The 23,970-nt window shown below is 40.2% G+C and carries 19 protein-coding genes and 2 riboswitches; of the genes, 17 read left to right on the top strand and 2 right to left on the bottom strand.

Annotation, left to right across the window (positions count from 1 at the left end; genetic code table 11):
- The first annotated feature begins 1 nt into the window (after window position 1).
- From X953_RS14905 to X953_RS14850, 10 genes are all read left to right on the top strand, one after another.
- Complete coding sequence (locus X953_RS14905; protein WP_040956296.1) at window positions 2-976, top strand: GNAT family N-acetyltransferase; 975 nt, start codon at window positions 2-4, stop codon at window positions 974-976.
- The gene (locus X953_RS14900) at window positions 973-2,019 is read left to right on the top strand and encodes a serine hydrolase (protein WP_040956295.1); all 1,047 of its coding nucleotides are present in this window, start codon (window positions 973-975) and stop codon (window positions 2,017-2,019) included. The genes X953_RS14905 and X953_RS14900 overlap by 4 nt, the downstream gene beginning before the upstream one ends.
- Window positions 2,020-2,412: 393 nt before the next feature.
- Window positions 2,413-2,523, top strand: a riboswitch (TPP riboswitch).
- 885 nt (window positions 2,524-3,408) lie between these two features.
- The gene (locus tag X953_RS14885) at window positions 3,409-4,008 is read left to right on the top strand and encodes a thiamine phosphate synthase (RefSeq protein WP_232217737.1); all 600 of its coding nucleotides are present in this window, start codon (window positions 3,409-3,411) and stop codon (window positions 4,006-4,008) included.
- Window positions 4,005-5,126 (top strand): glycine oxidase ThiO, encoded by a 1,122-nt coding sequence (thiO, locus tag X953_RS14880; RefSeq protein WP_040956291.1) that lies wholly within the window; start codon window positions 4,005-4,007, stop codon window positions 5,124-5,126. The genes X953_RS14885 and thiO overlap by 4 nt, the downstream gene beginning before the upstream one ends.
- Window positions 5,123-5,326 carry a sulfur carrier protein ThiS gene (gene thiS, locus X953_RS14875; RefSeq protein WP_040956290.1) on the top strand — a complete coding sequence of 68 codons (204 nt, stop codon included), beginning with the start codon at window positions 5,123-5,125 and terminating at the stop codon, window positions 5,324-5,326. Before thiO ends, thiS begins: the two co-directional genes overlap by 4 nt.
- 1 nt (window position 5,327) lies before the next feature.
- Entirely contained in the window at window positions 5,328-6,092 is a 765-nt protein-coding gene (locus X953_RS14870; protein WP_040956289.1) for a thiazole synthase, read from the top strand.
- Window positions 6,092-7,108, top strand: a complete 1,017-nt coding sequence (locus tag X953_RS14865) for a thiazole biosynthesis adenylyltransferase ThiF (protein ID WP_040956288.1) — start codon at window positions 6,092-6,094, stop codon at window positions 7,106-7,108. Before X953_RS14870 ends, X953_RS14865 begins: the two co-directional genes overlap by 1 nt.
- Window positions 7,109-7,131: 23 nt before the next feature.
- Window positions 7,132-7,575: a PTS sugar transporter subunit IIA gene (locus X953_RS14860; protein ID WP_052350155.1), complete on the top strand. Its 444-nt coding sequence runs from the start codon at window positions 7,132-7,134 to the stop codon at window positions 7,573-7,575.
- 17 nt (window positions 7,576-7,592) lie between these two features.
- Entirely contained in the window at window positions 7,593-8,924 is a 1,332-nt protein-coding gene (locus X953_RS14855) for a PTS galactitol transporter subunit IIC (RefSeq protein ID WP_040956287.1), read from the top strand.
- On the top strand, window positions 8,921-9,202 hold the full coding sequence (locus X953_RS14850) for a PTS sugar transporter subunit IIB (protein ID WP_040956286.1): 282 nt from the start codon (window positions 8,921-8,923) through the stop codon (window positions 9,200-9,202). Before X953_RS14855 ends, X953_RS14850 begins: the two co-directional genes overlap by 4 nt.
- A 143-nt stretch (window positions 9,203-9,345) precedes the next feature.
- Here the strand turns inward: X953_RS14850 and guaD are convergent, their stop codons facing one another.
- Window positions 9,346-10,710, bottom strand: a complete 1,365-nt coding sequence (gene guaD, locus X953_RS14845; protein WP_040956285.1) for a guanine deaminase — start codon at window positions 10,708-10,710, stop codon at window positions 9,346-9,348.
- Window positions 10,711-10,913: 203 nt separating this feature from the next.
- Window positions 10,914-11,015, top strand: a riboswitch (purine riboswitch).
- Window positions 11,016-11,823: 808 nt separating this feature from the next.
- Here guaD and X953_RS14840 point away from each other — a divergent pair.
- Together X953_RS14840 and X953_RS14835 are read left to right on the top strand one after the other, a co-directional pair.
- Window positions 11,824-13,185 carry a nucleobase:cation symporter-2 family protein gene (locus tag X953_RS14840; protein WP_040956284.1) on the top strand — a complete coding sequence of 454 codons (1,362 nt, stop codon included), beginning with the start codon at window positions 11,824-11,826 and terminating at the stop codon, window positions 13,183-13,185.
- Between the two features lie 87 nt (window positions 13,186-13,272).
- Window positions 13,273-14,316: an aromatic ring-hydroxylating dioxygenase subunit alpha gene (locus tag X953_RS14835; RefSeq protein WP_040956283.1), complete on the top strand. Its 1,044-nt coding sequence runs from the start codon at window positions 13,273-13,275 to the stop codon at window positions 14,314-14,316.
- 52 nt (window positions 14,317-14,368) lie between these two features.
- Here the strand turns inward: X953_RS14835 and X953_RS14830 are convergent, their stop codons facing one another.
- Window positions 14,369-14,914: a hypothetical protein gene (locus tag X953_RS14830; RefSeq protein ID WP_040956282.1), complete on the bottom strand. Its 546-nt coding sequence runs from the start codon at window positions 14,912-14,914 to the stop codon at window positions 14,369-14,371.
- A gap of 322 nt (window positions 14,915-15,236) precedes the next feature.
- On the opposite strand from X953_RS14830, the gene X953_RS14825 reads away from it, so the two are divergent.
- From X953_RS14825 to X953_RS14805, 5 genes are all read left to right on the top strand, one after another.
- Window positions 15,237-16,235 (top strand): LacI family DNA-binding transcriptional regulator, encoded by a 999-nt coding sequence (locus tag X953_RS14825; RefSeq protein ID WP_040956281.1) that lies wholly within the window; start codon window positions 15,237-15,239, stop codon window positions 16,233-16,235.
- A 393-nt stretch (window positions 16,236-16,628) separates the two neighbouring features.
- Window positions 16,629-19,049, top strand: a complete 2,421-nt coding sequence (locus X953_RS14820) for a sialidase family protein (RefSeq protein ID WP_052350154.1) — start codon at window positions 16,629-16,631, stop codon at window positions 19,047-19,049.
- Between the two features lie 534 nt (window positions 19,050-19,583).
- Window positions 19,584-21,686: a methyl-accepting chemotaxis protein gene (locus X953_RS14815; protein ID WP_040956280.1), complete on the top strand. Its 2,103-nt coding sequence runs from the start codon at window positions 19,584-19,586 to the stop codon at window positions 21,684-21,686.
- 179 nt (window positions 21,687-21,865) lie between these two features.
- The gene (aldA, locus tag X953_RS14810) at window positions 21,866-23,317 is read left to right on the top strand and encodes an aldehyde dehydrogenase (RefSeq protein WP_040957152.1); all 1,452 of its coding nucleotides are present in this window, start codon (window positions 21,866-21,868) and stop codon (window positions 23,315-23,317) included.
- A 130-nt stretch (window positions 23,318-23,447) separates the two neighbouring features.
- On the top strand, window positions 23,448-23,948 hold the full coding sequence (locus tag X953_RS14805; protein ID WP_040956279.1) for a small multi-drug export protein: 501 nt from the start codon (window positions 23,448-23,450) through the stop codon (window positions 23,946-23,948).
- The last annotated feature ends 22 nt before the right edge of the window (window positions 23,949-23,970 follow it).

Below are 23,970 nucleotides of genomic sequence, written 5' to 3'. Positions count from 1 at the left end.
GATGAAGCTTGTTAAATGGAATGCAATCTATTTACAACAGTTGGTTGATTTGTGGAATAAAGAATTAGGCACAGACTTTCCGATGAGGACAGAGCTATTTGAACAAAATAGTTTTCAGGATGAGAATGTGAGCTGGGAAGGGTCCCTGATTGCAATCAATGATGCTAATGAGGTAATTGGGTTTATCATTGCAAAAATGTGGCAGGAAGCAGCTTCTGTTTCCATGCCAACCAGCACAGGGTGGATTCAAGTTCTTGTAGTGGCGAAACAGGATCAGAATAAGGGAATTGGTTCTCGCTTACTGGTCCATGCGGAAAAAGTTTTTCGTGATCGAGGCATGGGAAGGATTTTGCTTGGGAGAGACCCGTGGCATTATTTCCCTGGTATTCCAGAAACCAATATGAAAGCAAAGCAATGGTTTGAAGCGAAAGGATATAAAATGTATGTACAGGAGCATGACATGATGAAAGAATATGCTGCTAGCGAAGGGATTGAGGAACCAACGAATTCTAGCGTGACGTTCTCCGTTCTAGCTATTGATGAGAAAGAAGTATTTCTTGCATTTATGAACCGCTGTTTTCCAGGGCGCTGGGAATATGAAGCTATAAAATATTTTGAGCGTGGAGGAACTGGCCGTGAATTTATTGTCATGAAAAAACAGGGTAAAATTATTGGTTTCTGTAGAGTAAATGATTCTCGTTCACCGTTCATTGCTCAAAATGTTTATTGGGCGCCCCTCTTCAAAGAGGAACTTGGGGGAGTTGGTCCATTGGGAGTAGATGATAGAGAACGAGGCCAGGGATATGGGCTTGCAATTGTAGAAGCAGGAATTGCGGAGCTACGAAAACGAGGTATCCATCGGATTGTGATTGATTGGACAGGGCTCGTAGTATTCTATAGAAAACTTGGCTATACCATTTGGAAAAGCTATGATTCTTATAAAAAATCTTTACATACGGGGAGGCGTACCCAATGATAGAAAAAGTCCGAGCATTTATGCAAAAAGAGATTGATGCAAAGCATATCCCTGGTGCGGTGCTACATGTAGGGTATCAAGGTGAGACAATTTTTCGTGAGGCAATTGGCTATCGAGCAGTGCATCCCACAGCCTCCCATATGCAGATAGATACAACGTTTGATCTTGCCTCTCTTACAAAAGTCATTGCTACCCTTCCTGCTGTCTTGAAGCTAATAGATCGTGGTGACATACGTTTGGATGATCCAGTTAGTTTTTTCCTGCCAGTTTTCTCGAAGAATGGCAAAGAACAAGTAACTATCAGACATTTATTAACACATACTGCTGGTTTTCCAGCACACCGGCAATTTTATAAAGAAAATTTGACGAGAGATCAAATACTCCAACGCGCGCTCACAGAGCCTCTTGAATACAAACCAGGCTCCATGGTTGTGTATAGTGATTTAAGCTTTATTACACTTTATCAAATGATAGAAACAATTACGGCTGAGCCATTTGACGTATTTGTTAATAAGGAAGTATTTACTCCCTTGGAAATGACAAAAACAACATTTAACCCCACAAAGAGTACGGGGGATTTTGCTGTCACAGAATATAGTGAAGAGCTCGGTGATTATAAACGAGGAATCGTGCATGATGAAAATGCTTATGCAATGAATGGTATTAGTGGCCATGCTGGTTTATTTTCTACGGTAGGCGATTTAAGCAATTTTGCAAGAATGATAGAAAATAACGGCATGTATAAAGGAAAACGCATTCTTTCAGAAAGTGTACTAAGACTGGCTAGGCAAAACCATACCCCATTCGATGAGGGATATAGGGGACTTGGGTGGATGCTGAAAAGTCCGAAATTATCTTCCTGTGGAGATCTGTTCTCCGCTAGTGCTTATGGACATACAGGCTTTACGGGTACAAGTATATGGTTTGATCCCGAAGCCCAATTGCATGTTATTTTACTAACCAATCGGGTTCATTATGGAAGAGAGCCACATATTATCAGATTGCGTGCACGGTTGCATAATCTGATTAGGGCGAGTATATAAACGATTTCTAATATCGGTAACTAAAATCCTGGAGAGAAGCACTCTTCAAAAGTTTTTGGTCTCCGAACTCTTGCAACTAAATGAGTCGGCATTTGAAGTTTTACTTGATAAATATTATGGATCAATCGAACAAGGGAACATCTTGGAATATGAGGAAGTGTTAGAATATGATTTAGGGGGGATAGCAAAAAAGAAACAGAAGTACCTTGAAGCTATCCTATCCATGAACAATTTGGAATAAAGGTGGAACAAGGAACTTCCAATCTGTTTGTGGAAATTGCTAGAGAGAATAGATAACAACTCAAACCAGCCTAAACATTATCAGAAAAATAAATTATTATTGACAATTTTAAATAAGCGTGATAAATTTCTTATCAAGAACAATTTAATATGCGATTCCACTAGGGGTGCCTTTTAAAAGGGCTGAGATCAAAGTGATTGACTTTGGGACTCTTTGAACTTGAGACGGTTAGTGCCGGCGTAGGGAAGTGGTGGATTGGTATCCGTTTATATTTTTATGAAAATACAAGCGTACAAACCACTTTTCCCTATTAAGGAAGAGTGGTTTTTTTGTTTTCCTGAATAACAGGAGGGAAAGAACTTAGTTTCTATTGCAAATGTTGGGGCACAAATGTTGTCTCATTACATTGATAGTTGGAGGGAAGGGCGAACTAGAGAAACCTTTAGTATTAGGTCCCTCTAGTAAGCGGATAAACCCATTGATTTCCATTACAGATGGACGCTTTCCGCCGGCATGGCTTCAGCCGCTTCCTCCGCTACGCTCCGTCCAGGGTCTTCAGCTCATGCTATTCCGGCAGGAGTCGCGGGCCAACAGGACGTTGGTTATGCAATCGTTGCCACAAATGTTTTCGGTGGGACGAGTTAGCGCAGTCCCAGGACGTGGCGTTCTTAGATTGCCGCCTTCCACTCCAATCAATTCGTACACAGCACATCCTGGTTGTATACGAACGCAGTTTTTTTCCTAGATAAAAAAGTAAGTAGTAGCGAAGGGGAAATATGGAGACTCCTGCGGGAGGAGAGGCCTCGATGAGACCACGGAACGCGTAGCGTGAGGAGGCTTATCAGCCGCCCGCGGAAAGCGGAATATTTCCCCGTAGCGGTGATTTACGCAGCCTCTATATTCTTAGTTAGTTCGAGTTTATACGTTCTGCGAATCATTGGAGGACTCAAACATATATATTAGGCCCGGATTTTATGTGTAGCTAGATTCTTCTGAAGTTATCACTACAGTGACTTTCCTAAAACTACGCAAAAATTATGCTGTAGGAAGTTGCCATTTAAGCAACCTAACAATTACAGCAACCTTGGATTTATCCGTTTTTTTAAAAATCACAAAAAAGGGAGGCGGTCAACATAAAGAAACTGCATGTGATTTCTACAGGTCAGCAAACATCAGACAAACTTGTTTCCATTGTTGCTGAAATCCATCATTACATAGACTTTTTGCATTTACGTGAACCGAAATGGACTGACCAAGAATTGGTACAGACCATTGAAAAGCTTTCTGCCAGTGGGGTCCCAAAGGAAAAGCTCATTGTGAATCATCGTGTGGATGTAGCACATCAAACGGGAGTTCATGGTGTCCAACTGACCTATCGAAGCATGGAAGTGGCTAAGGTGAATAGCGCATTTCCCGAATTAAAGGTTGGTTGCTCTGTACATACGGCAAGTGAAGCAACACACCTGGCGGGACAGGGAGCGGATTTTCTTGTATATGGACATCTATTTGAAACCGCCTCCAAACCTAATCTGGAGCCTAAGGGCGTGGGAAGCTTACAGCATGTTGCCAGGCAAGTTTCCGCACCGGTAATTGGTATTGGGGGAATAAACCCTGGAAATGTACAAGAGGTAATGGCACATGGTGCAAGTGGTGTAGCTATTCTTTCAGGGATATTACTTGCAAAGGATCCACAGAAGGCAGCACAGGAATATAGATACGCATTAACAAAAAGCGAGGTGGTCATGTGAAGCGTCATTATGATTCTATTATAGTTGGAGGAGGCGTGATTGGCAGTTCCATTGCCTTTCAACTAAGTAAACGTAACCATCGTGTACTCGTTTTGGAAAAGGATGGTTTGGCAGAGAAAGCTTCCAGTGCCGCAGCTGGTATGCTTGGTGCTCAATCCGAGCTGGAAGGAGATAGCCCGTTATTTAACTTAGCGAGACAGAGTAGGTCCAGATTCCCTGAATTGGCAAAGGAATTATACCAAATCTCGGGTGTCGATATCGAATTGATGCAAAGTGGCATTATAAAAGTCGCGCAAACCGAAGAAGAAGTAGCGCATTTAAAAGCAGTCGCTGCATACCAGCAATCGATCGGGGAGGAAGCAGAATGGTTACCTGCAGAAGAGCTGAAAAAGCGGGAGCCTGGATTGTCGGAAGCTGCCTTTGGTGGGGTATATCTACCGAATGATGGGCAGGTTTCCGCACCGCTTCTGGCCCATGCCTTTGCAGAATCCGCCAAAAAGCTTGGCGCAGATATGTTGGAGCATACAGAAGTGAAGGATTTTATCAATGAAAACGGAAGCTTAACAGGGGTGAAATCTAGTGCCGGCACGTTTTGGGCGAAAGATATAATTGTAGCTGGGGGGGCGTGGAGTCAGCATATACTTAGGAATGCTGGTGTAGCATTGAATGTGTATCCGGTAAAAGGAGAGTGCTTTTCGGTTATGCACGATAAGCCAATTGCCACATCGAGTATATTTTTATCCAATGGATATATTGTGCCTAAATCCGGTGGAAGAACCATCATTGGTACAACACAGAAGCCTTATGATGAGGATCCAACAGTTCAAGTAGCCAGTTTATTTCAATTAATTGAAATGGCAGGAAGGCTGCTTCCAGAATTAAAGAATGCTAGATGGGAAAAAGCATGGTCAGGAATTCGACCACAAACCGGAGACGGATATCCTTATATTGGAAAACATCCGGATCTTAATGGATTGACGATAGCGACAGGTCATTTTAGAAATGGAATTTTATTAAGTCCAATTACAGGCGAAATGGTTGCTGACCTAATGGAAGGCAAGGCTGTAGATGATACCTTCCGTTTGGACAGGAAATCATTGGAGGGGGTGAAAATATGAATCTACTTGTTAACGGAAAGCAAATTCAGGTGCCTACATCTGTCAAAACAATTACAGATGTAAAGACCCACTTTAATATAACGAATCCAGTAGTAATTGTAGAGCATAACGGAGAAATACTGGACAAAGCAATACACCCGGAAAAAGAAGTAGCGGATGGCGATAAAATCGAATTAGTACAATTTGTAGGAGGCGGTTGAGATGTTAATCATCGGAGATAAAAAATTTAATTCAAGATTATTACTAGGTACAGGGAAATATCCTGATTTTGTAACCCAGAAAGAAGCTGTTAACGTATCGGAGACAGAGATACTAACTTTTTCCGTGCGTCGGATGAATGTTTTTGAGCCATCACAGCCGAATTTTCTGGAAAAACTCGATTTGCAAAAATACAGCCTATTGCCGAACACGGCGGGAGCCAAAACAGCAGAAGAAGCTGTTCGAACTGCAAAACTGGCAAAAGCGTCGGGGCTCTGTGACATGGTTAAAGTAGAAGTAATTGGCTGTGATAAAACCTTATTGCCGGACCCGATTGAAACATTGAAGGCGACAGAGGAATTAGTCAAGGAAGGATTTACCGTATTACCATATACGTCAGATGATGTCGTCCTGGCAAGGAAGCTTGAAGAAGTTGGCGCACATGCAATCATGCCTGGTGCTTCACCGATTGGTTCCGGTCAAGGGATTATTAACCCACTGAACTTGAGTGTCATCATCGAACAGGCAAATGTTCCTGTCATAGTGGATGCAGGTATCGGTTCCCCTGCGGATGCTGCCATGGCAATGGAGATAGGGGCTGAAGGAGTATTACTAAATACAGCTGTTTCGGGAGCCAAGGATCCGATTAAAATGGCGGAAGCGATGAAGCTTGCCGTAATTTCAGGTCGCCTTGGATATGAAGCTGGCCGAATTGGTAAGAAAAGATATGCTACTGCAAGTAGTCCCATGGAAGGGATCAGTGTGTGATGCATGACCGCTACTCAAGACAAATACTCTTCTCCGGCATTGGTGCTGAAGGTCAGCAAAAGCTAGATAATAAGCATGCCTTAATCATTGGAGCAGGTGCACTGGGGACTGGAAGTGCAGAAATTCTGGCCAGGGCAGGGGTCGGAGAATTGACATTAGTGGACAGAGATTATGTGGAATGGAGCAATTTGCAGCGACAGCAATTATATACAGAGGCCGATGCTAACGAACGTATGCCAAAAGTAATCGCAGCCAAGAAGAGACTGGAGGAAATTAATAGCGGAATAACAATTCATGCACATATTATGGATGTGACACCTGTCGAATTCGAGCAACTCATTCACGGAGTTGATTTGATTATTGATGCCACAGACAATTTTGATATTCGCATGATTATCAATGATATTTCCCAGAAGCATTCTATCCCATGGATTTACGGATCGTGTGTGGGAAGCTATGGAATTAGTAACACGATCCTGCCGGGGATATCTCCATGCTTACACTGTTTAATGGAAAGCATACCCATTGGTGGCATGACCTGTGATACGTTAGGCGTTATAAGTCCGGTTGTACAGATGGTTGTAGCTCACCAAACGGCAGAAGCTTTAAAGATATTGACGGAAAATACGGATATGTTGCGGCAGGAATTAATTTCTTTCGATTTATGGAAAAATCAGCAATCAACTATCCAAGTACAGTCTTTAAAACAGCAACAGTGCAAGTCATGTGGGGATCATGCCATCTATCCGTTTTTGGATTATGAGAATACAACCAAAGCGGAAATCTTATGTGGTAGAGAAACGGTACAGATTCGACCAAGCTCCAGGGAGACAAAAGACTTAGAAACATTGGCTGTTCAACTGGCCAAGTTGGGAAAGGTCAAGCAGAACCCTTATTTACTGCAGTTTGTAATCGGTGAGGATCGCCTGGTGTTATTCCGTGACGGACGGGTGCTTGTACATGGAACCAATGATGCCGCGAGAGCCAGATCACTATATCACCGCTATTTAGGGTAGTTGAAAGTTTTAGGATGATGAATTTGAACGATATTTTAATGATGGATCTGACAGTGGACACGAAGGAACAGGCACTATCTGCTATGAGCAGCATGTTAATAAATACAGGGTATGTGACACCAAATTATATGGAGGCAATTTTAAAAAGGGAGCAAAGCTTTCCCACAGGATTACCTGTACAACCATACGGGGTGGCGGTTCCCCATGCTGACAGCAAGCACGTTATCGAAAGTCAGGTCGTATTTGCGGCTTTAAGAAGGCCAGTAGTTTTCCAGCAAATGGGCAACGATCAGCAAGACATAGATGTATCTTTTATTTTTATGCTTGCTTTTCGGGATCCGACAGAGCATTTACAACATGTACAAAAGTTGTTTCTATGTTTGCAGGACACTACATTTATGCAGCAGCTCAACCAAATAAAAAAGAAAAGTCATTTGCTTCAATTAATCAATAACATAGAAACATAGTTTGCTGGGGTGGGTTTATGGAAGGCTTACAATGGTTTGTTGATCTGGGAGCTTCCGTTATGCTCCCTGTCATCATTTTTATTTTTGCACTTATACTTGGAACGAAATTGAAAAAAGCGATTCAAGCAGGGCTTACTGTAGGAATTGGTTTTGTCGGATTGAATTTGGTTCTTGAATTGTTAACGAGCAGCTTAGGACCTGCAGCAAAGTCGATGGTTGATTATCTTGGTTTCGATCTACATACGATTGATGTTGGCTGGCCAGCCGCAGCGGCTATCTCCTATGGAACAACACTAGGCAGTCTAGCCATTCCCATAGGCATAGGAATAAATGTTTTGTTGTTGCTTTCCGGACTAACCAAGACGTTAAATGTGGATATATGGAATTATTGGCATTTCGCATTTACAGGCTCCCTTGTTTATGCGGTCACAAATAGCTTTTCATTGGGATTACTTACCATCGCTGTACATGTCATTGTGATTTTTCTCTTGGGTGATCTGCTTGCCTCAGATGTTCAATCCTACTATGGGTTCAAGCAAATTACCTTCCCACATGCAGCTTCTGCACCGTCCTATTTTTTAGCAAAACCGCTAAATTATGTTTTTGACCGCATCCCTTGGTTTAATAAATTGGAGGCTAGTCATGAGACCATCCAGAAACGGTTTGGGTTACTTGGAGATTCTATGATTCTCGGTGTCTTATTAGGTATTGTTATTGGTGTACTGGCAGGTTATAACCTTCAGGAAACACTCCAATTGGCCATACAGACAGGTGCTGTACTTGTTTTGATGCCGAAAATGGTTGCATTACTGATGGAGGGGCTAACGCCCGTTTCGGAAGCGGCTGGGGAAATGATGAAAAAAAGATTTCCGAATAGAGATTTATTCATTGGGATGGACAGTGCCATATCAGTTGGTCATCCTGCAGTCCTGTCCGCCTCCTTATTAATGGTGCCGATTACTCTTTTTTTGGCAGTTATCTTACCAGGAAATACGGTATTGCCATTTGGCGATTTGGCTACCATCCCATTTCTAATCTGCTTAATGGTCCCTGTATTTAAGGGGAATATAATTCGAACAGTTATTGCTGCAACCATTTACATAAGTGCAGGTCTGTATATTGCTACATGGGTTTCTCCGTTATTTACAGAAATGGCAAACAATGCCGGATTCGATGCTGGAAACAATCACAGTATTTCAGCATTAGTAGACGGAGCGCTTTGGACAACCGGTTTATTTGTTGGCGTTGGAAAAATGGCGAGCTGGTACGGGGTTGCAGCTGTTGGAATCGTTGCATTTGCCGGGCTACTATATGTCAATAAAATCAGGAAGAAAGGGGACCAGTTATGAAAAAGGGACTAATTGTATGTGGAACTGGAGTTGCTACTTCAACTGTTGTTTTAGGGAAAGTGAAGGAATACTTGTCCAAGGAAAATTTAATTTCACAGGTAGAGCTCCATCAAGCGAACATCAGTGATGCACATAGCAGAAGTGATGACTATGCATTTATCGTGTCAACAACCATTGTCCCTGATGATTGGAAGGAAAATGTGATTGACGGGGTTCCATTGCTTACAGGGATTGGAACAGATGAAGTGTATTTAAAGATCAAAGATAAGTTGATGTGAGGAAAGGAGCTCAAAAAGCAATTTCATTTTAGTGAAGAGATTCTCTTGCAGTAAAAAAGGGGAAGCTTTCCATCTATTTCGATCGAAAGCTTCCCTGCTTGTATTTTGAATAATTATTAACAGTAGGCTTGCTACAATTCTAATCAATCACCTACTACTTTTTCCCCTTGCACCCATACCTCTTTAATATTTTCGGGTTTAACGAGATACATGATCTTTTGAAACACATCATCCAAGTCTTCCTTTTCATCAAAAATTGGAAGGGTATTTCCACTTGCTTTTGTATTAATAATTTGCACATCCCATGCATAGCCTTTCTCCAAACGACCGATCGGCAGACTCAGGCTTTTACCACCACCAGCTGTTGCAAAATAAAATGCTTCCTTAATTGTGATGCGTGAATCGTCTACACCTCGCGCTTCGGGAGAGAGGGAGGTGTCTACCCCATCCTCCAGCATGCGTGACGATACGACTGCTTGCTTTGCATTATCATATAGACTAGGGGTTGCTCCAGCTGAAATGTCTGTTCCTAAGCCGATGTCCACACCACGGGAATGGAAGTGGCGAAGGGGCATCACAGCGTTCGCGAAATAAGCATTAGATAAGGGACAATGTCCAATAGCTGTGCCTGTTTCAGCAAATAATTTCACATCGTTGTCTTCCAAAAATACCGAATGCGCCATCACTGATTTATCCTGTAATAAACCAAAGTCGTTTAATGCAGTTGTATCGGTTTTATGGAATCGATCTTTAACAAAGCCATGTTCCCAGTCGCTTTCACTACAATGGGACTGGATATGTGTGTCATATTTGGCAGCAAGTTCACCCAACCCTTTTAGCGCTTCATCGGTGCAGCTCGGAATGAATCTTGGGGTTACAACTGGATAAACACCTTGTTTGGATGTTTTTGCTAATTCCTTTACATCGATAATAAATTGTTCTGTTTCCGTTAATGCGGTGGCAGCATCCTGGTCCCTGTAATAATCCGGATTTTGCTCTGGATCATCTGCGACTACTTTACCAACTAATCCCCGTTGCCCTTTTTCTGCACATATTTCAGCTAATAGATAGCTTGCTTCTCTGTGTACGGTAGCAAAAAATAATCCGGTGGTCGTCCCATTTTTTAATAATGTATGAACAAGATCTTCATACACTTTTTTGGCAAAGGTCGTATCCTCAAATTTAGCTTCCAGTGGAAAGGTGTATGTCTGCAACCAATCATTCAAAGGAAGGTCCAAAGCTGTTCCAGCCTGTGCCCATTGTGGTGCATGAATGTGTAGATCGATAAACCCTGGTAAAAGATATTGACCTTCCTCTAGACGGTAAAAGTTACTTTTGCCTTCGTACTCCTGGATGATGGAGTGGTAAAGTGAATCTTCAGGGGATAGGACATCTGCAATCATTCCGTTATTGTCAACACAAAAGAGATGGTCTTTTACTATATTTATTTCCTTAGCAGATTTGCTTGTAAATGCAGTTCCTTGAAAAATTAACGAATAATTATACATATCAATCACCTTATTGTTCGTATTTTGTTAATTATAGTAGCCATTATAATGGAATGGAATATGGAAGTCCAGTGGGCTGTGCAGCTTTTTAATATTTGAGATAAACCTAGATAGATTAAGGGATTCAAGGTTTATGACAAGGGATAGAGTAGAAGTTTTTCAAAAAAAATACTTGTTTAATAGAAAATGGATGTTATACTAAAGACAAACTTAATGATGTTTTTCATATAATAGCAGGGATATGGCCTGCGAGTTTCTACCAGTTTACCGTAAATGAACTGACTATGAAAAGCTTGTATGGGTGACGTCTATGTATCTTTAGATGTTATTCTTATTTCGGTTCATTCGAGGCCCGGGATACATGCTTATTCATAGAAAAGCATGTATTCCGGGCTTTTTTGTATTGGTAGTGAAAATGTTCCTAATATATTGGTGGGGTTATTCAATGATTCGGGAAAGTGGACGGCCGTTTCGGAAAATACACTTCGCTCTTGTGTTTTGAGGTATGAGAGTATTCAACTTGTAGCAGAGTTATAGGGGCTAATCAGTTGTCTTAATACTCTTAGGAGATCACCTATCGACATTGATTTCCATTACAGATGAACGCTTTCCGCCGGCATGGCTTCAGCCGCTTCCTCCGCTACGCTCCGTGCAGGGTCTTCAGCTCATGCTATTCCGGCAGGAGTCGTCATCTTTCATTCCAATCAATTGGTATAGAGGTTTTTTAAAGATTTATATTTATTAGCTCGCAAAAAAATAAACCTTAGCGAAGGAAAAATACGGAGACTTCTGGGGGAGATGAGGCATAGGTGAGACCCCGGAATGCGTTATAGGGGTTGGAAGGCTAAAGTCGCGACGTCCTGTCGCAACGCCTTCATGACCAACATCGTGTTGGCCCGAGGCTCATCAGCCGCCCCCGAAAACGCAGTATTTTTCCGTAGCGGTGTTATTTAACATTAAAAAGAAAAGTAAGTTTTCTCTAGTTCGCATTTTACTCCTACTATGAATGTACGGGATAAGGTTTGTGCCCTAGTATTTGCAGTAGAACTAAATAAATTTATTCGTAAGCTCATTATTATCACCTATGTATATAAATTGGAGGGAGTTAGAAATATGGATAACACAGCTAGAAAACAAGAAACAGAAATTAACGAGGTGGAACAGCAGGATAAGGAAGCAGAAATCTCTGTTGGAAAGTCGCTCTTTGTTGGACTACAGCATGTACTCGCAATGGACCTCTTTATTCCTCCAATTATATTGGCTGGATTATTATCCTTTTCTGTAGCTGATAGTGCGTTATTGATCCAAATGACGTTTATTGCATGTGGTATTGCAACAATCATTCAGGCTGGCTTTGCTATGAAGCTGCCTGTGATGCAGGGACCTTCGTTTGTTCCGATTAGCGCATTGGCAGCGATTGGCACAACATCAGGAATAGGAGCAATGATTGGTAGTCTGATACCTGGAGCCATACTCATTTCTCTACTTGGCAAACCGTTAAACATATTTAGTAAGCTTGTATTAAAATTCATTCCACCACTTGTTGCAGGGACGGTTATCGTCGTTGTAGGGATTTCCCTGATGCCCGCTGCGATTAATTCCATTTATAATGCACCTGGAAGCTTCCAAGTGAATATCCTGGTTGCTTTCATTACAGCAGCCGTACTTATTGCTTGTATGTATATAGGAGACAACGTGAAAACAAAATTTAAATTTATGAAAGTAGCTTCTGTCATGCTTTCATTAGGAATTGGAACTTTAGTAGCAGCTTTCTTTGGTCTTGTAGATTTTTCACATGTTAGTGAGGTTCCATGGTTCGCTTTGCCAAGTATATTTGCATTTGGTACACCAACATTTGAAATAGATGCGATTTTAATTATGCTTGCCATTTATTTGATTATCGTAATTGAAACAACAGGCACATGGTTTACGGTAGGTGAAGTAGCGGATGAAAAACTGGATGGGAAGCGATTAAATGGCGGAGCGTTTGGAGAGGGTCTTGGTTGCTTTGTTGGATCCTTCTTTGGCGGAACACCTGTGACAGGATATTCTTCTAATGCCGGAATCATAGCAATTACAGGTGTAAAGAGCCGTAAACCGATTATTGCAGGTGGTGCTATTTTGATTGCACTTGGAATGATGCCAAAAATCATGAATGTTATTGCGAGCATTCCGGCCCCAGTAATTAATGGTGTATTTGCGATTTTATGTGTTGTTATTATGATGAACGGTTTTAAAGTAATTAAAAATGCGCCATTTACAGAAAGAAATATGATTGTTATTGGACTTCCTATCATGCTTGCATTATCTGCTGTTCTTATGCCAGCAGAGATAGCGAATGGGTTACCAAATCTGGTAACTTACTTTGTTTCTTCTGGTATAGCCGTAGGAGCAATTGCCGCATTAGTACTTAATTTCGTACTTCCTGAAAAAAAGCAAGATAGTAACGTAATTCCAATAAGTGTTAGTAAGTAAGGCTGATACAGAGGGAAGGTTCTTCTGTCTCGGGGACAAGCGAACCGTCCCCCTGAACCAATTTAATTTATCTGAGGAGGAATGGTTATGCAGCAAGATAGATTGTGGAACGAATGGCACCCTGTATGTAAATCGGAGGAACTGCAAGAAGATCCGAAGCAGGTATACGTGCTTGGAGAAAAGGTAGTTATTTTTCGAAATGAGAAAGGCGTTCATGCTTTTAAGGACCTGTGTATTCATCGTGGAGCTGCCCTCTCACTAGGTAAAGTTGTTGATGGGAATTTAGTTTGTGCATACCATGCGTGGGAATATAATTCAGAGGGCACGTGTGTTAAGATTCCTGCACTCCCATGTGAGCGGCCAATCCCGAAGAAAGCAAAAGCAACGGTGTACCATTGTCAGGAGTATTTAGGACTCATTTGGGTAAACCTTGGTGATGAACCAATCCAATTAATTAACTATCCGGAATATAACCAGGAAGGCTACCGAACAATTATTTGCGGCTCCTATGAGGTAAAAGCAAATGCACCTAGAATTATAGAAAATTTCCTTGATGTTTCTCATTTAATGTTCGTACATGAAGGAATGCTAGGAGATGCGGAGCATGCTGAAATAGTAGATTATGATGTTGATTTTATAGATGGCCGCTTTATTACAAGTAAGATCCCTGTATACCAGCCAAACGCAGATGGCCGGTCAAAAGGTGGTTATACAGATTATGTATATGAAATTTTAAGTCCAACAGCTGCCAGATTTACGAAAACAACAGAGGGGTCGGACGAGGAATTCACGATTTTGACAGTAGTTAACCAAGAAGACAATGAGCAATGTAATGTTTTTATGCTTTTAACGAGAAACTACGACCTGAATCAGCCCGACGAGCCATTCAGGGAATTTCAGGATACAATTTTTTATCAGGACCTGGATATAGTAGAAAGCCAAAAGCCGGAATTGCTTCCGTTAGACCTGCAAGCAGAAATGCATTTAAAGTCAGATGCACTTACCATTGCCTATCGGCGATGGTTGGATGAATTAGGCATTGAAAATGGAACGATGCCGATAGATAGTGAAAAGAAGCAACGACCTAGAAAACGTGCCGCACAGGAAAAGGGAGCAGCTTTAAACCGATAACAGAACAGGGGCGTTACGAAAAGTACTTTCTATACGCCCCTGTTTGATATTTTTACCCAAACTCAAATAGTGTCTCTTGTCCAATATGTGGAGCATACTTTGCTAGAAGAGCCTCTATATCTGTCGAATCTTCCAAATCAATCCAATCATCAACACCCCCCAAAAAACAGAAGCGTTCCATTACAAAACATCGTTCATCCTCGTCAATTAATACTAATCGCAGTTCCGTCTCATATTGCTTATATTTATCCTGTGTATGGGAATCCATAAACGGTAAAACTTCCCCTAATTCTTTATTTGCGTAATAAATATAAATATATTCCTTTTTTACATCGAGCTTTATATCCTTTATAGGAGAGTAGTATTCAAGACCTTTTTTAATCGTTTTTATTTCCTGATCACTAACAATCTGTTTCTGTTCTTTTCGTAAATATACTTTCCCATTTGGATTTTCATATATTTCATAACCCTTAGGTAATTGATCTATTGCATTATCTTTAACTTTTTTAGAAAAATGATAGGTTAAATTTCCTTTCTTTGTCGCACTACTATGCAAATAATATGCTTCACCACGAAAATTTGTATAAGATAAAGTCATTTCATACTCATCTCCTTTTAAATATAGATTACACAGGATATGTCTTAATTTTCCTAAGCAGGGTGATTGGACTAATAGATAAAATAGAAATCGTGTGCATTTAACTTTATACTCATTTTACATTTCGCTTCTTCATTTATTCAAGGATGAAGAAATGAGTTAAATTTTAGTAAGAGTTCAGCTATACATAAACAAACTTCAATTTCTTCAGTTTTTGCACTATTGACAAGCTTACAAAATCAATTTATTATTTATGTAACGGGTTACACATATTTTGTATAAGTGGATGTATAACGCGTTACATAGTGAGGTGAGTTTACAGATGTCAACAATTAGAGATGTTGCCAAATTAGCAAATGTATCTGTAGCAACTGTTTCTCGAGTCATCAATGCAAACGGATATGTAAATGAAAATACAAAGCAAAAGGTGGAAGAAGCAATAAAGCAATTGGATTATCGGCCAAATGATGTTGCCCGTAGTTTATTTAAAGGAAGGTCAAAAATGATTGCATTATTTGTACCTGATATTCAAAACCCCTTTTTTTCAGAGCTGGCCAGAGCTGTGGAGGATATGGCAAATAAGAGGGGATATACATTTATTTTATGTAATACAGATAACGATAACCAAAAGGAAATGGACTATTTACAGGCATTATTACAAAAGTCGATTGATGGCTTTATTTTTGTCTCAAATACGATCAAAGCCATACAAATTGAAAATGTGAATGTGCCAATGGTGGCATTGGATAGAAAAATTAGTTCTGGACTCGCTTCCGTCACCGTAGATAATCGAGATGGGGCAAGACAAGCTGTCGAGCATTTGCAATCGATAGGTTGTAAACAAATTGGACATATTTGTGGTCCGGAAAATGTAAGTAGCTCTAGAAACAGGCTGCAAGGTTACTTGGATGTTGTAAAAAAAGAAGACTGGTTGACAAGTGACTTTGTACAGGTTGGTGATTACAATATTCGTGGAGGTTTTCATGCTGGTCTGGAAATGCTCAAGAATAATCCATCCATAGACGGTATCTTTGCAGCGAACGACCTAATGGCAATAGGCGTGCTGAAAGCCGCTGAGTATTTAAACATCCCAGTACCAGAAAAGCTTTCAGTAATTGGATTTGATGATATAGAGCTAGGCAAGATTACCTCGCCTCCATTAACGACAATAAAGCAACCAATTTATGCAATTGGGAAGCAAGCTGCTGAACTACTGATTAAACAAATTGAAGATCCTGAAACAGAAGTTAAATCAGAAATTCATGATGTGGAGTTAATTTTAAGAGCATCCACAAAGGAATCTGGGGAATGGTGTTTCTGACTTGCTTAATCAGAAGCAGGTCGTTTCGTTTAGTTCTTTTATAAACTATCTGCTAATACTTAAGGTAATTTTTCCGAATATATCTATACAGACTTCAGCACTCTTTTTAAAAGGGTGCTTTTTTCCTGTTTAAGAAATAATTAAGAGGCTGATGGATCATTTTTTAATTTTCTTTTAGTGGAATAACAGATTAGCAAAGGACTTATGCACTATATTTATTGCAAGATGTTTACATACCATCATTTTTTCTTTAATGATAATCGCTGTTCTTATTATTTATCATTTTGACACCTAACTATCATTATGATAATATTTCAACTAATTAAAATTGGTAAACATTAGAAGGAGGTATGACGAAAAAATGTTTATACAGTTTAAGAAGGAGGAAGTGAATTGAAGAAAAATGTATACGTTATCATTTTTTCGGTGTTAATTCTTGTTTTCATAGGAGCAGATCAGAAGCTAGTTGAAGCATCTGCACCTAATGCTGAACCAATAGTAAGTGTAGAGAATGAGCAAATAGAAAATGGGTATTTCACAAATCTTAATAGTGAAATTGATAAGCTGAAGAAATTGGAAGAAGGGACGATTGTTGTACGCTTTCGTTATACGGGATCTTCTATTATGTCATTATTTTCACTAAGTAATAGTAATCTCGCTAATGGTCATTTCCATTTATACATCTCCCCATCGTCCATTGGTAGTGAAAATCGATTTCAAAAGCCAGGGGAACCCCAAGAAAACGTTCATACATCTGCTGCTGCAAACCTAAAAGAAGGACATGTCTATACACTGGCAATGGTGGTAGATAAAGAAGCAGGATATAAATACTTCCTGGATGGAGAATTAATTAAAGAAGACACCACGTCACCTAGGAAATTTTTAAACAATATACACAAGCCGAACAGTGCTCAACTTGGCAGAACAGAGAGAGCAGCTGGTGGGAACAATTATCCTTTCAAGGGGGATATTGACTTTGCAAAGATTTACAATCAGCCACTCTCTGACGAAACTTTGACGGCAATTACAGGAGTGACAAGTGCTGCACCACTTGTAAATCCAATGCCAGACGAAGCCTATGTAACGGACCCTGAAAGTATTTTTTACCCAGGCTTTATGGACTCCAATAATTATCGAATTCCAGCACTATTTTATACAGAAAAAGGTACATTGATTGCCGGAATTGACCGCCGGGTAGAAAATGGAGCTGATTCTCCAAATAATATTGATGCGGTTATTCGGAGAAGCTTTGATGATGGAGACACTTGGGAAAAGAACGGTATTATGGTCAACGACTATCCTGACCAAGCTTCTAATATTGATTTAGCTTTTCTTCAGGACAAGACAAATGAACGCGTATTCGCCTTAGTAGATGGCTTTCCGCATGGTGCAGGTCTAATGGGTGGTTTTGGAGTGAATTCCTATAAAGGAACTGGTTTTAAATCAATTGATGGGGAAAAGTATATGCTTCTAACAGATGAATCCGGAAAGGAATATACTGTTCGCGATGGTGGACAAGTGTATGATAATAAAGGAAATCAAACGAATTACAAGGTTGATGAAAGAAGGAACCTATACTTAAATGGAGAAAAAATAGACAATATATTCAGTAAGACGACACCTTTGAAGCCATATAAAACTTCCTATCTCGAACTCTATTATAGTGATGATGAAGGGGAAACATGGGAAGGAACGATTGACTTAAATGATGAGGTAAAAGAAGAGTGGATGGCATTCCTAGGTACTGGACCAGGTAACGGTATTCAATTAACAGAAGGTGAACATAAAGGAAGACTTGTTTTCCCAGTGTACTTTTTAAATGATAACTTTAAACAGGCGAGTGCCGTTGTTTATAGTGACGATAATGGTAAGACATGGCACCGCGGTGCATCACCTAATGAAGGAAGAGTTGTAGGAAACGGAGAGGTCATTCATGAGAAGGACTTTAATAATAATGCCTACGAGGTTACTGAGTCACAGGTTGTTGAAATGCCTGATGGTCAGCTGAAATTGTTTATGAGAAACCGTTCTGGTTATGCGCAAATTGCTACAAGCTTTGACGGTGGAGAAACATGGGATGACGAAGTTGTAACAGAAAAGGATCTGGTTGCGCCATATAGCCAGATGTCTGTTATTCGCTATGATGGTAATGTTGATGGCAAAGAGGCACTTATCTTCTCCAGTGCCAATAACTCTGTGAGCAGAGTGAATGGAACAGTACGAATAGGGCTAATAGAAGAATCAGGAACCTATGAAAATGGGCATAAAAAATATTCAATTGATTGGAAATATGATCAGCTTGTCAAAGAAGGGCATTACGGCTATTCCAGTCTTACTAATTTAACAGATGGAAATATTGGTCTTTTTTATGAAGGTACCCCAAATACTGTCATGGATTTTAGGAAATTTAATACCGACTTTGTTAAGTGGAAAAAGGAGAAAGAGGCTCCCGCACCACGAGTTGAAGCTTTTGGTACAGTAAAGAAAACCCCAAATGTTTATCGGCCTGGAGAAACTATTCAGGTGGAAATGACATTTGATAGCTATGTCATGTTAACGGGTGATCGGAAGCTCTCTGGAACGATCGGTGACTCGGAAATTGAATTTAAGTTAGCAGAGCAAGTTTCTGCCACTACATTTTTGTTTGAAGGGACAATCCCTGAAATTCGTCCAAGAAAACGAGAGTTAGATCTTGCGTTTAGCAATAACATAGATGTATACAATGTTTATGGAAAAGTTTTAGATAAGAAGGAAGAAAATTCAAAACTGACAGATGACGTGCGCATCCGAGCTAACGGCAAAGGGAAAAGATAGTTTGAATAGGGAAGATATTTGTCTGGAAAATAATATTCAATTTGTTGGAAAGACCTCTATGCTTTAATAGAGGTCTTTTGCATTCCCTATTTCGCTAAACAAATTGGTTCTAATATAAATGTTGAGGTTATTCAATGTTTTGGAAAATGGATAAGCTGCGAACTAGCTTGTTTGTAGATGCTATTTTAGAAAGTAGTGTATGGTAAGCAGATATAGCTAGTCCCTGAATATCTGCGGCGGATTACTTCGCTCTGCAGCCGATTAATCTATTGTGCGGCGGACTCTCCCTTTCCTTGCTGCCGTTAGTTTTTTTCTCTAGTTCACAATTTCCTCCAACTATGTATAGTGTACGATTTTAGTTTATACTCCAACAATTGCAACAGCTCCATTAAAGTTGTAGTAATTGAATATAGCTATATATCACTATTTTGTTAGAACTCTATTCAATATCCTTCATATTTCTTCCATCCCCGCCGATAACATTATGGTAACTAGTACTTATTTACTAGACAACAGGAAAGAAAGGACTTAATTATGAAGAAAAGAAATAGTATTTCATGGAGATTATCAGGACTTATTATCGGCTTATTTCTCGTGTTGTTCATTGCTTATGCAACCATTTCCAGCAGCATTCTGCACACCAAAGCGGTAGAAGATGGGGAGAACTTTGCAAATGAGCATACGAGATATTATGCTGCGAATTTAAGTGATAATTTGAATCAAACAAAGAAGACATTGGATACAATGAAAATTGTAGTCGAAGGAACTTATAATGACAACACCATAACAGCTGATGGTGTCCTATCGATGATGGAAAATGTACTGATGAACAATCCTTCCATTTCTGGGATCGCAACTGTTTTGGAAGAGGGGGTATTACCAGAGAAAGATTCCATTGATTTCAATTTGGTAGATCAACAAGATCGCTTTATCCCTTATGCTTCTAAAGTGAAGGGAGAGGTTTATACAAACCCTGCCTCCGGATTAGATAAAGCAGGCGATGGCGATTGGTATTTGATTCCTAAGAAGGAAAAAAGGTCTGTTTTAACTGAACCTATATCATATAAAATGGGAGATGAGACAAGATCTGCTTCTTCTATTGCTATTCCATTAATTTCAAAGGATGATCAATTCCTCGGAGTAATCTCTGCACATTTTGATATGGGATTTTTAGATGAGTTGGTCAAAGAGATGCAACCAGACGGAGGATATTCCTCCATTATTACGGATCAAGGATTAGTTGTTGCCAACAGCATTAATCAGAAATTGACCGGCTCTAATATGGCGGAGGCTTTAGACTGGGCGCCCCTTAAAGAGGGATTAATGGCTGGAAATGTAACAAATACGTATGTCGATTCTAAACAACTGCAGGAAAAGGCATTTAATGCGTTTGCTCCAGTTAAGCTAGAGGGGATTGATGAAGTTTGGGCGATCCAGACAGTTATTAGTAGATCAACCATTGTCAAGACATTTACAGATTTTGCGTTAATTACAATTATTGCCGGTGCAGCAATGATTTTACTTATGGCTGGAGCTTCTTCCATGTTCATCCATCGTAATTTACGCCCATTAAGATTTTTATATGAATCCATGGAAACAGCAGCCTCAGGAGATCTAACGAAAAGAGTTGACCCAGGAAAAATTCGTAAAGACGAAATTGGTGCAGTCGCATTGGCATTTAATGATATGCTAAGTGAAACTAGTAAAGTCATTCAAGTCGTCAAGGAGTCATCCACAAATTTAAATGAATCATCCACAGATGTTTCACGTACAGTAAATGAAGTAACGGCTGCCAGTGAAGAGGTGGCGCTTGCAGTAGATGAGATTGCACAGGGTGCATCGCAGCAATCTGCTGATGCAGAGAATACAAATCAACAAATGGCTGATTTATCAACACAAATTGATGTGTTATCTTATTTGTCGAGGGAAATGGACCAGTTCTCCATCAATGCTAAAGAGTCTACTAGCCAAGGCATTAAGCAAGTAACACAATTGCGTGAGCACAACGAGGCTACCAATGATATGAATAAAAAGGTTCAGCAGCAAATTCAGTCTTTGACCAGCCGGATTGCAGCTATTGATAAAGTAATCGAGACCATTCATGGTATTACAGCACAAACAAATTTACTTGCATTGAATGCTAGTATTGAGGCAGCACGTGCGGGTGAACATGGCAAAGGATTTGCTGTTGTTGCTGAGGAAGTTCGCAAGCTTGCAGAGGAATCCAGTAATGAAACGAAGGTGATCCAAGAGACTGTTCAAGAGATTTTAAATGAGTCGGAACAGACCGTTGCATTAATTGCTGAAAATGGAAAATTAATGGAGCAAAATAATCATTCTGTTTCTAATACAGAGGAAGCTTTCAATAAGAACGCGGAAATGGCCAAACAGCTTGGCCAATCTGTGAATCAATTGGCCGAAAAGCTTACGGATATGATGGACTATAAAGAACAGGCAATGGCTGCAATTCAAAGCGTATCAGCTATATCTCAGGAAACAGCCGCATCTGCAGAGGAAGTAAGTGCTTCTGCTGCAGAACAACAGACACAAATGCATCAAGTAGCTTCTTCCACAGAGCGAATGGATAAAATCGCGAATGAGCTACAGGAAGTAGTTAATCGTTTTAAAGTAGAATAAAATGGACCGAGGGGACGGTTCTCTTGACCCAAATGGGGCAGGAGAACCGTCTTTTTGCTTACTAGGAATGTATTAAATAACATTTGCCATAGCACCTCTCTTGTTTAACTCCTTTTTTTAAGTGGAATAGCATTAATAGACAACAAACCACTTAAATAGGGTGAAGGAGGAGCTAGATGATGAAAAGACATCATTTATACATTAATGGAGAATATACGGACTCTACAGGAAACGACTGGCTGGATATTATTAATCCTGCTACAGAGGAAGTAATTTCACAAGCTCAACGAGGAACAAATGAAGATGTTAATCGAGCAGTTGAGGCGGCATTTGAAGCACAAAAATCGTGGGAGCTTACCCCTAACATTGAACGCGGGAAAATCGTCCGTAAATTAGGAGAAGCAATTCAAGAAAAGCGGGAAACCTTTATTGAATTGTTACAGGAGGAGCAAGGAAAAGATTATGAGCTGGCACAGGGCGAAGTAGATCTGGCCATTGATTATTTTCAGTATATGTCCGAATGGGCACGCAGAATAGAAGGAGAAATTGTTCCAAGTGATCGTCCAAATGAAAACATTTATATTTATAAAAAGCCAATTGGCGTCATTGCGGGAATCGTTCCATGGAATTTCCCAGTATTCATTCTCGCCAGGAAAGTAGCCACAGCACTCGTCACAGGCTGTACAATTGTGTTAAAACCAAGCCAAAAAACACCAAATACGGCAATGGCCTTCACTGAAATTGTTGATAGCATGGATGACATTCCTAAAGGTGTTTATAATGTTGTAACAGGAACTGGCTCAGAAGTCGGTGATGCACTGACAAGGCATGAAAAAGTTGCGATGGTTTCTATGACAGGAAGTATCCCTGCTGGAACAAAAATAATGGAGGCTGCTGCGCAAAACATTACAAAAGTCAATCTCGAGCTAGGTGGAAAGGCTCCGGCGATTGTGACGAAGCATGCTGATCTTGAGGTAGCAATTGAGAATGTTGTAACATCACGGTTAGCAAATAATGGACAAGCATGTACCAATGCAGAGCGTGTATATGTCCATGAAGATATTGCCGACACGTTTGTGAGCAAGCTGAAAGAAAGCTTCGAAAATAAAACCATTGGCGATCCTCGAAAAAATAAAGATGCAGATGTAGGTCCTTTAATTAGTAAAGATCGTCTGGAAGCTGTATCCTCCATGGTAGAGCAAGCAAAAGAAGATGGTGCAAAGGTAGTCACTGGTGGTGAACGTGCAGAAAGCGAAAAGGGTTATTTCTATAAGCCAACCATTCTAACAAATGTAGACCATCAATCAGCTATTATGCAGGATGAGATTTTTGGTCCAGTAATTCCTATTGATACGTTTAAAACGCTGGATGAAGCAATTCAAAAAGGTAATGACACGGTGTATGGACTATCTTCTTCTGTTTATACGGATGACATGAATGAAGCCATGCGTGTGATTAACGAGCTGAAATTCGGTGAAACGTACGTAAACCGCGAAAACTTTGAAGCAGTACAAGGTTATCATGCAGGTATGCGTAAGTCAGGTCTTGGAGGCACAGACGGGAAGCATGGTGTTGAAGACTTCCTTGTTACTCAGGTTGTTTATATGCAGTATAATAAAGATAAAAGCTAATATATGTTGAATGTGGGAAATGGCCGACAGTATTGATTTAGTAGCACATCCCTCCGAACACATTTTTCTTCTGTGTTCGGAGGCTTTTATTTTGAAGTGAGAAGTATGTGAGGTAGAGGGGGAGAATAAAATGAGTATTTATGTAGCTTATCTTGTTATTTTCTTGCTAGGGGCGACACCGTTTTTTGAAGTGGTGGGTGTCATTCCAATTGGTGTAGCCGCAGGTTTAGATGCTCTACCGGTTACCATTTTGGCATTCAGTGGAAATATACTAACAATCTATTTATTGATTCTATTAACAGACAAGGTAAAAGCATGGTTGCATCGTCGAAAAGAAAAGAAGATCCAAAACGGGGAGCATGTTTCCGAGAAGAAGGAAAAACGCGCAGCAGGGGTATGGAAGAAATACGGTCTTCCTGGTCTTGCATTAGTAGCTCCATTTATTACCGGAAGTCATCTTGGTGCCATTTTAGCGATGGGTTTTGGTGGTTCCAAAACACAGATAGCTGTTTGGATGACCATTAGTGTTGTGGCATGGACACTTATTATGGGCTTTGCTTCCTATTATGGAATGGATTTTTTAACAAAGAGTACGGGAAGTGGTGGATTTCTCACCGATTTATTAAAATAAAAAAAGCTCTACTGTCCGATTA

The sequence above is a fragment of the Virgibacillus sp. SK37 genome, from assembly GCF_000725285.1.
In the GTDB taxonomy this organism is placed as follows: domain Bacteria; phylum Bacillota; class Bacilli; order Bacillales; family Amphibacillaceae; genus Virgibacillus_Q.
This window is presented reverse-complemented; position numbering and strand designations above follow the sequence as displayed.

Bases quoted from the DNA above. Each gene is read 5' to 3' on its own strand.
- X953_RS14805 (WP_040956279.1), top strand. From the start codon at position 23,448: ATGAGTATTTATGTAGCTTATCTTGTTATTTTCTTGCTAGGGGCGACA.
- X953_RS14900 (WP_040956295.1), top strand. From the start codon at position 973: ATGATAGAAAAAGTCCGAGCATTTATGCAAAAAGAGATTGATGCAAAG.
- X953_RS14865 (WP_040956288.1), top strand. From the start codon at position 6,092: ATGCATGACCGCTACTCAAGACAAATACTCTTCTCCGGCATTGGTGCT.
- X953_RS14840 (WP_040956284.1), top strand. From the start codon at position 11,824: ATGGATAACACAGCTAGAAAACAAGAAACAGAAATTAACGAGGTGGAA.
- X953_RS14825 (WP_040956281.1), top strand. From the start codon at position 15,237: ATGTCAACAATTAGAGATGTTGCCAAATTAGCAAATGTATCTGTAGCA.
- X953_RS14815 (WP_040956280.1), top strand. From the start codon at position 19,584: ATGAAGAAAAGAAATAGTATTTCATGGAGATTATCAGGACTTATTATC.
- aldA (WP_040957152.1), top strand. From the start codon at position 21,866: ATGAAAAGACATCATTTATACATTAATGGAGAATATACGGACTCTACA.
- thiS (WP_040956290.1), top strand. From the start codon at position 5,123: ATGAATCTACTTGTTAACGGAAAGCAAATTCAGGTGCCTACATCTGTC.
- X953_RS14830 (WP_040956282.1), bottom strand. From the start codon at position 14,914: ATGACTTTATCTTATACAAATTTTCGTGGTGAAGCATATTATTTGCAT.
- X953_RS14850 (WP_040956286.1), top strand. From the start codon at position 8,921: ATGAAAAAGGGACTAATTGTATGTGGAACTGGAGTTGCTACTTCAACT.
- X953_RS14835 (WP_040956283.1), top strand. From the start codon at position 13,273: ATGCAGCAAGATAGATTGTGGAACGAATGGCACCCTGTATGTAAATCG.
- guaD (WP_040956285.1), bottom strand. From the start codon at position 10,710: ATGTATAATTATTCGTTAATTTTTCAAGGAACTGCATTTACAAGCAAA.
- X953_RS14905 (WP_040956296.1), top strand. From the start codon at position 2: ATGAAGCTTGTTAAATGGAATGCAATCTATTTACAACAGTTGGTTGAT.
- X953_RS14855 (WP_040956287.1), top strand. From the start codon at position 7,593: ATGGAAGGCTTACAATGGTTTGTTGATCTGGGAGCTTCCGTTATGCTC.
- X953_RS14870 (WP_040956289.1), top strand. From the start codon at position 5,328: ATGTTAATCATCGGAGATAAAAAATTTAATTCAAGATTATTACTAGGT.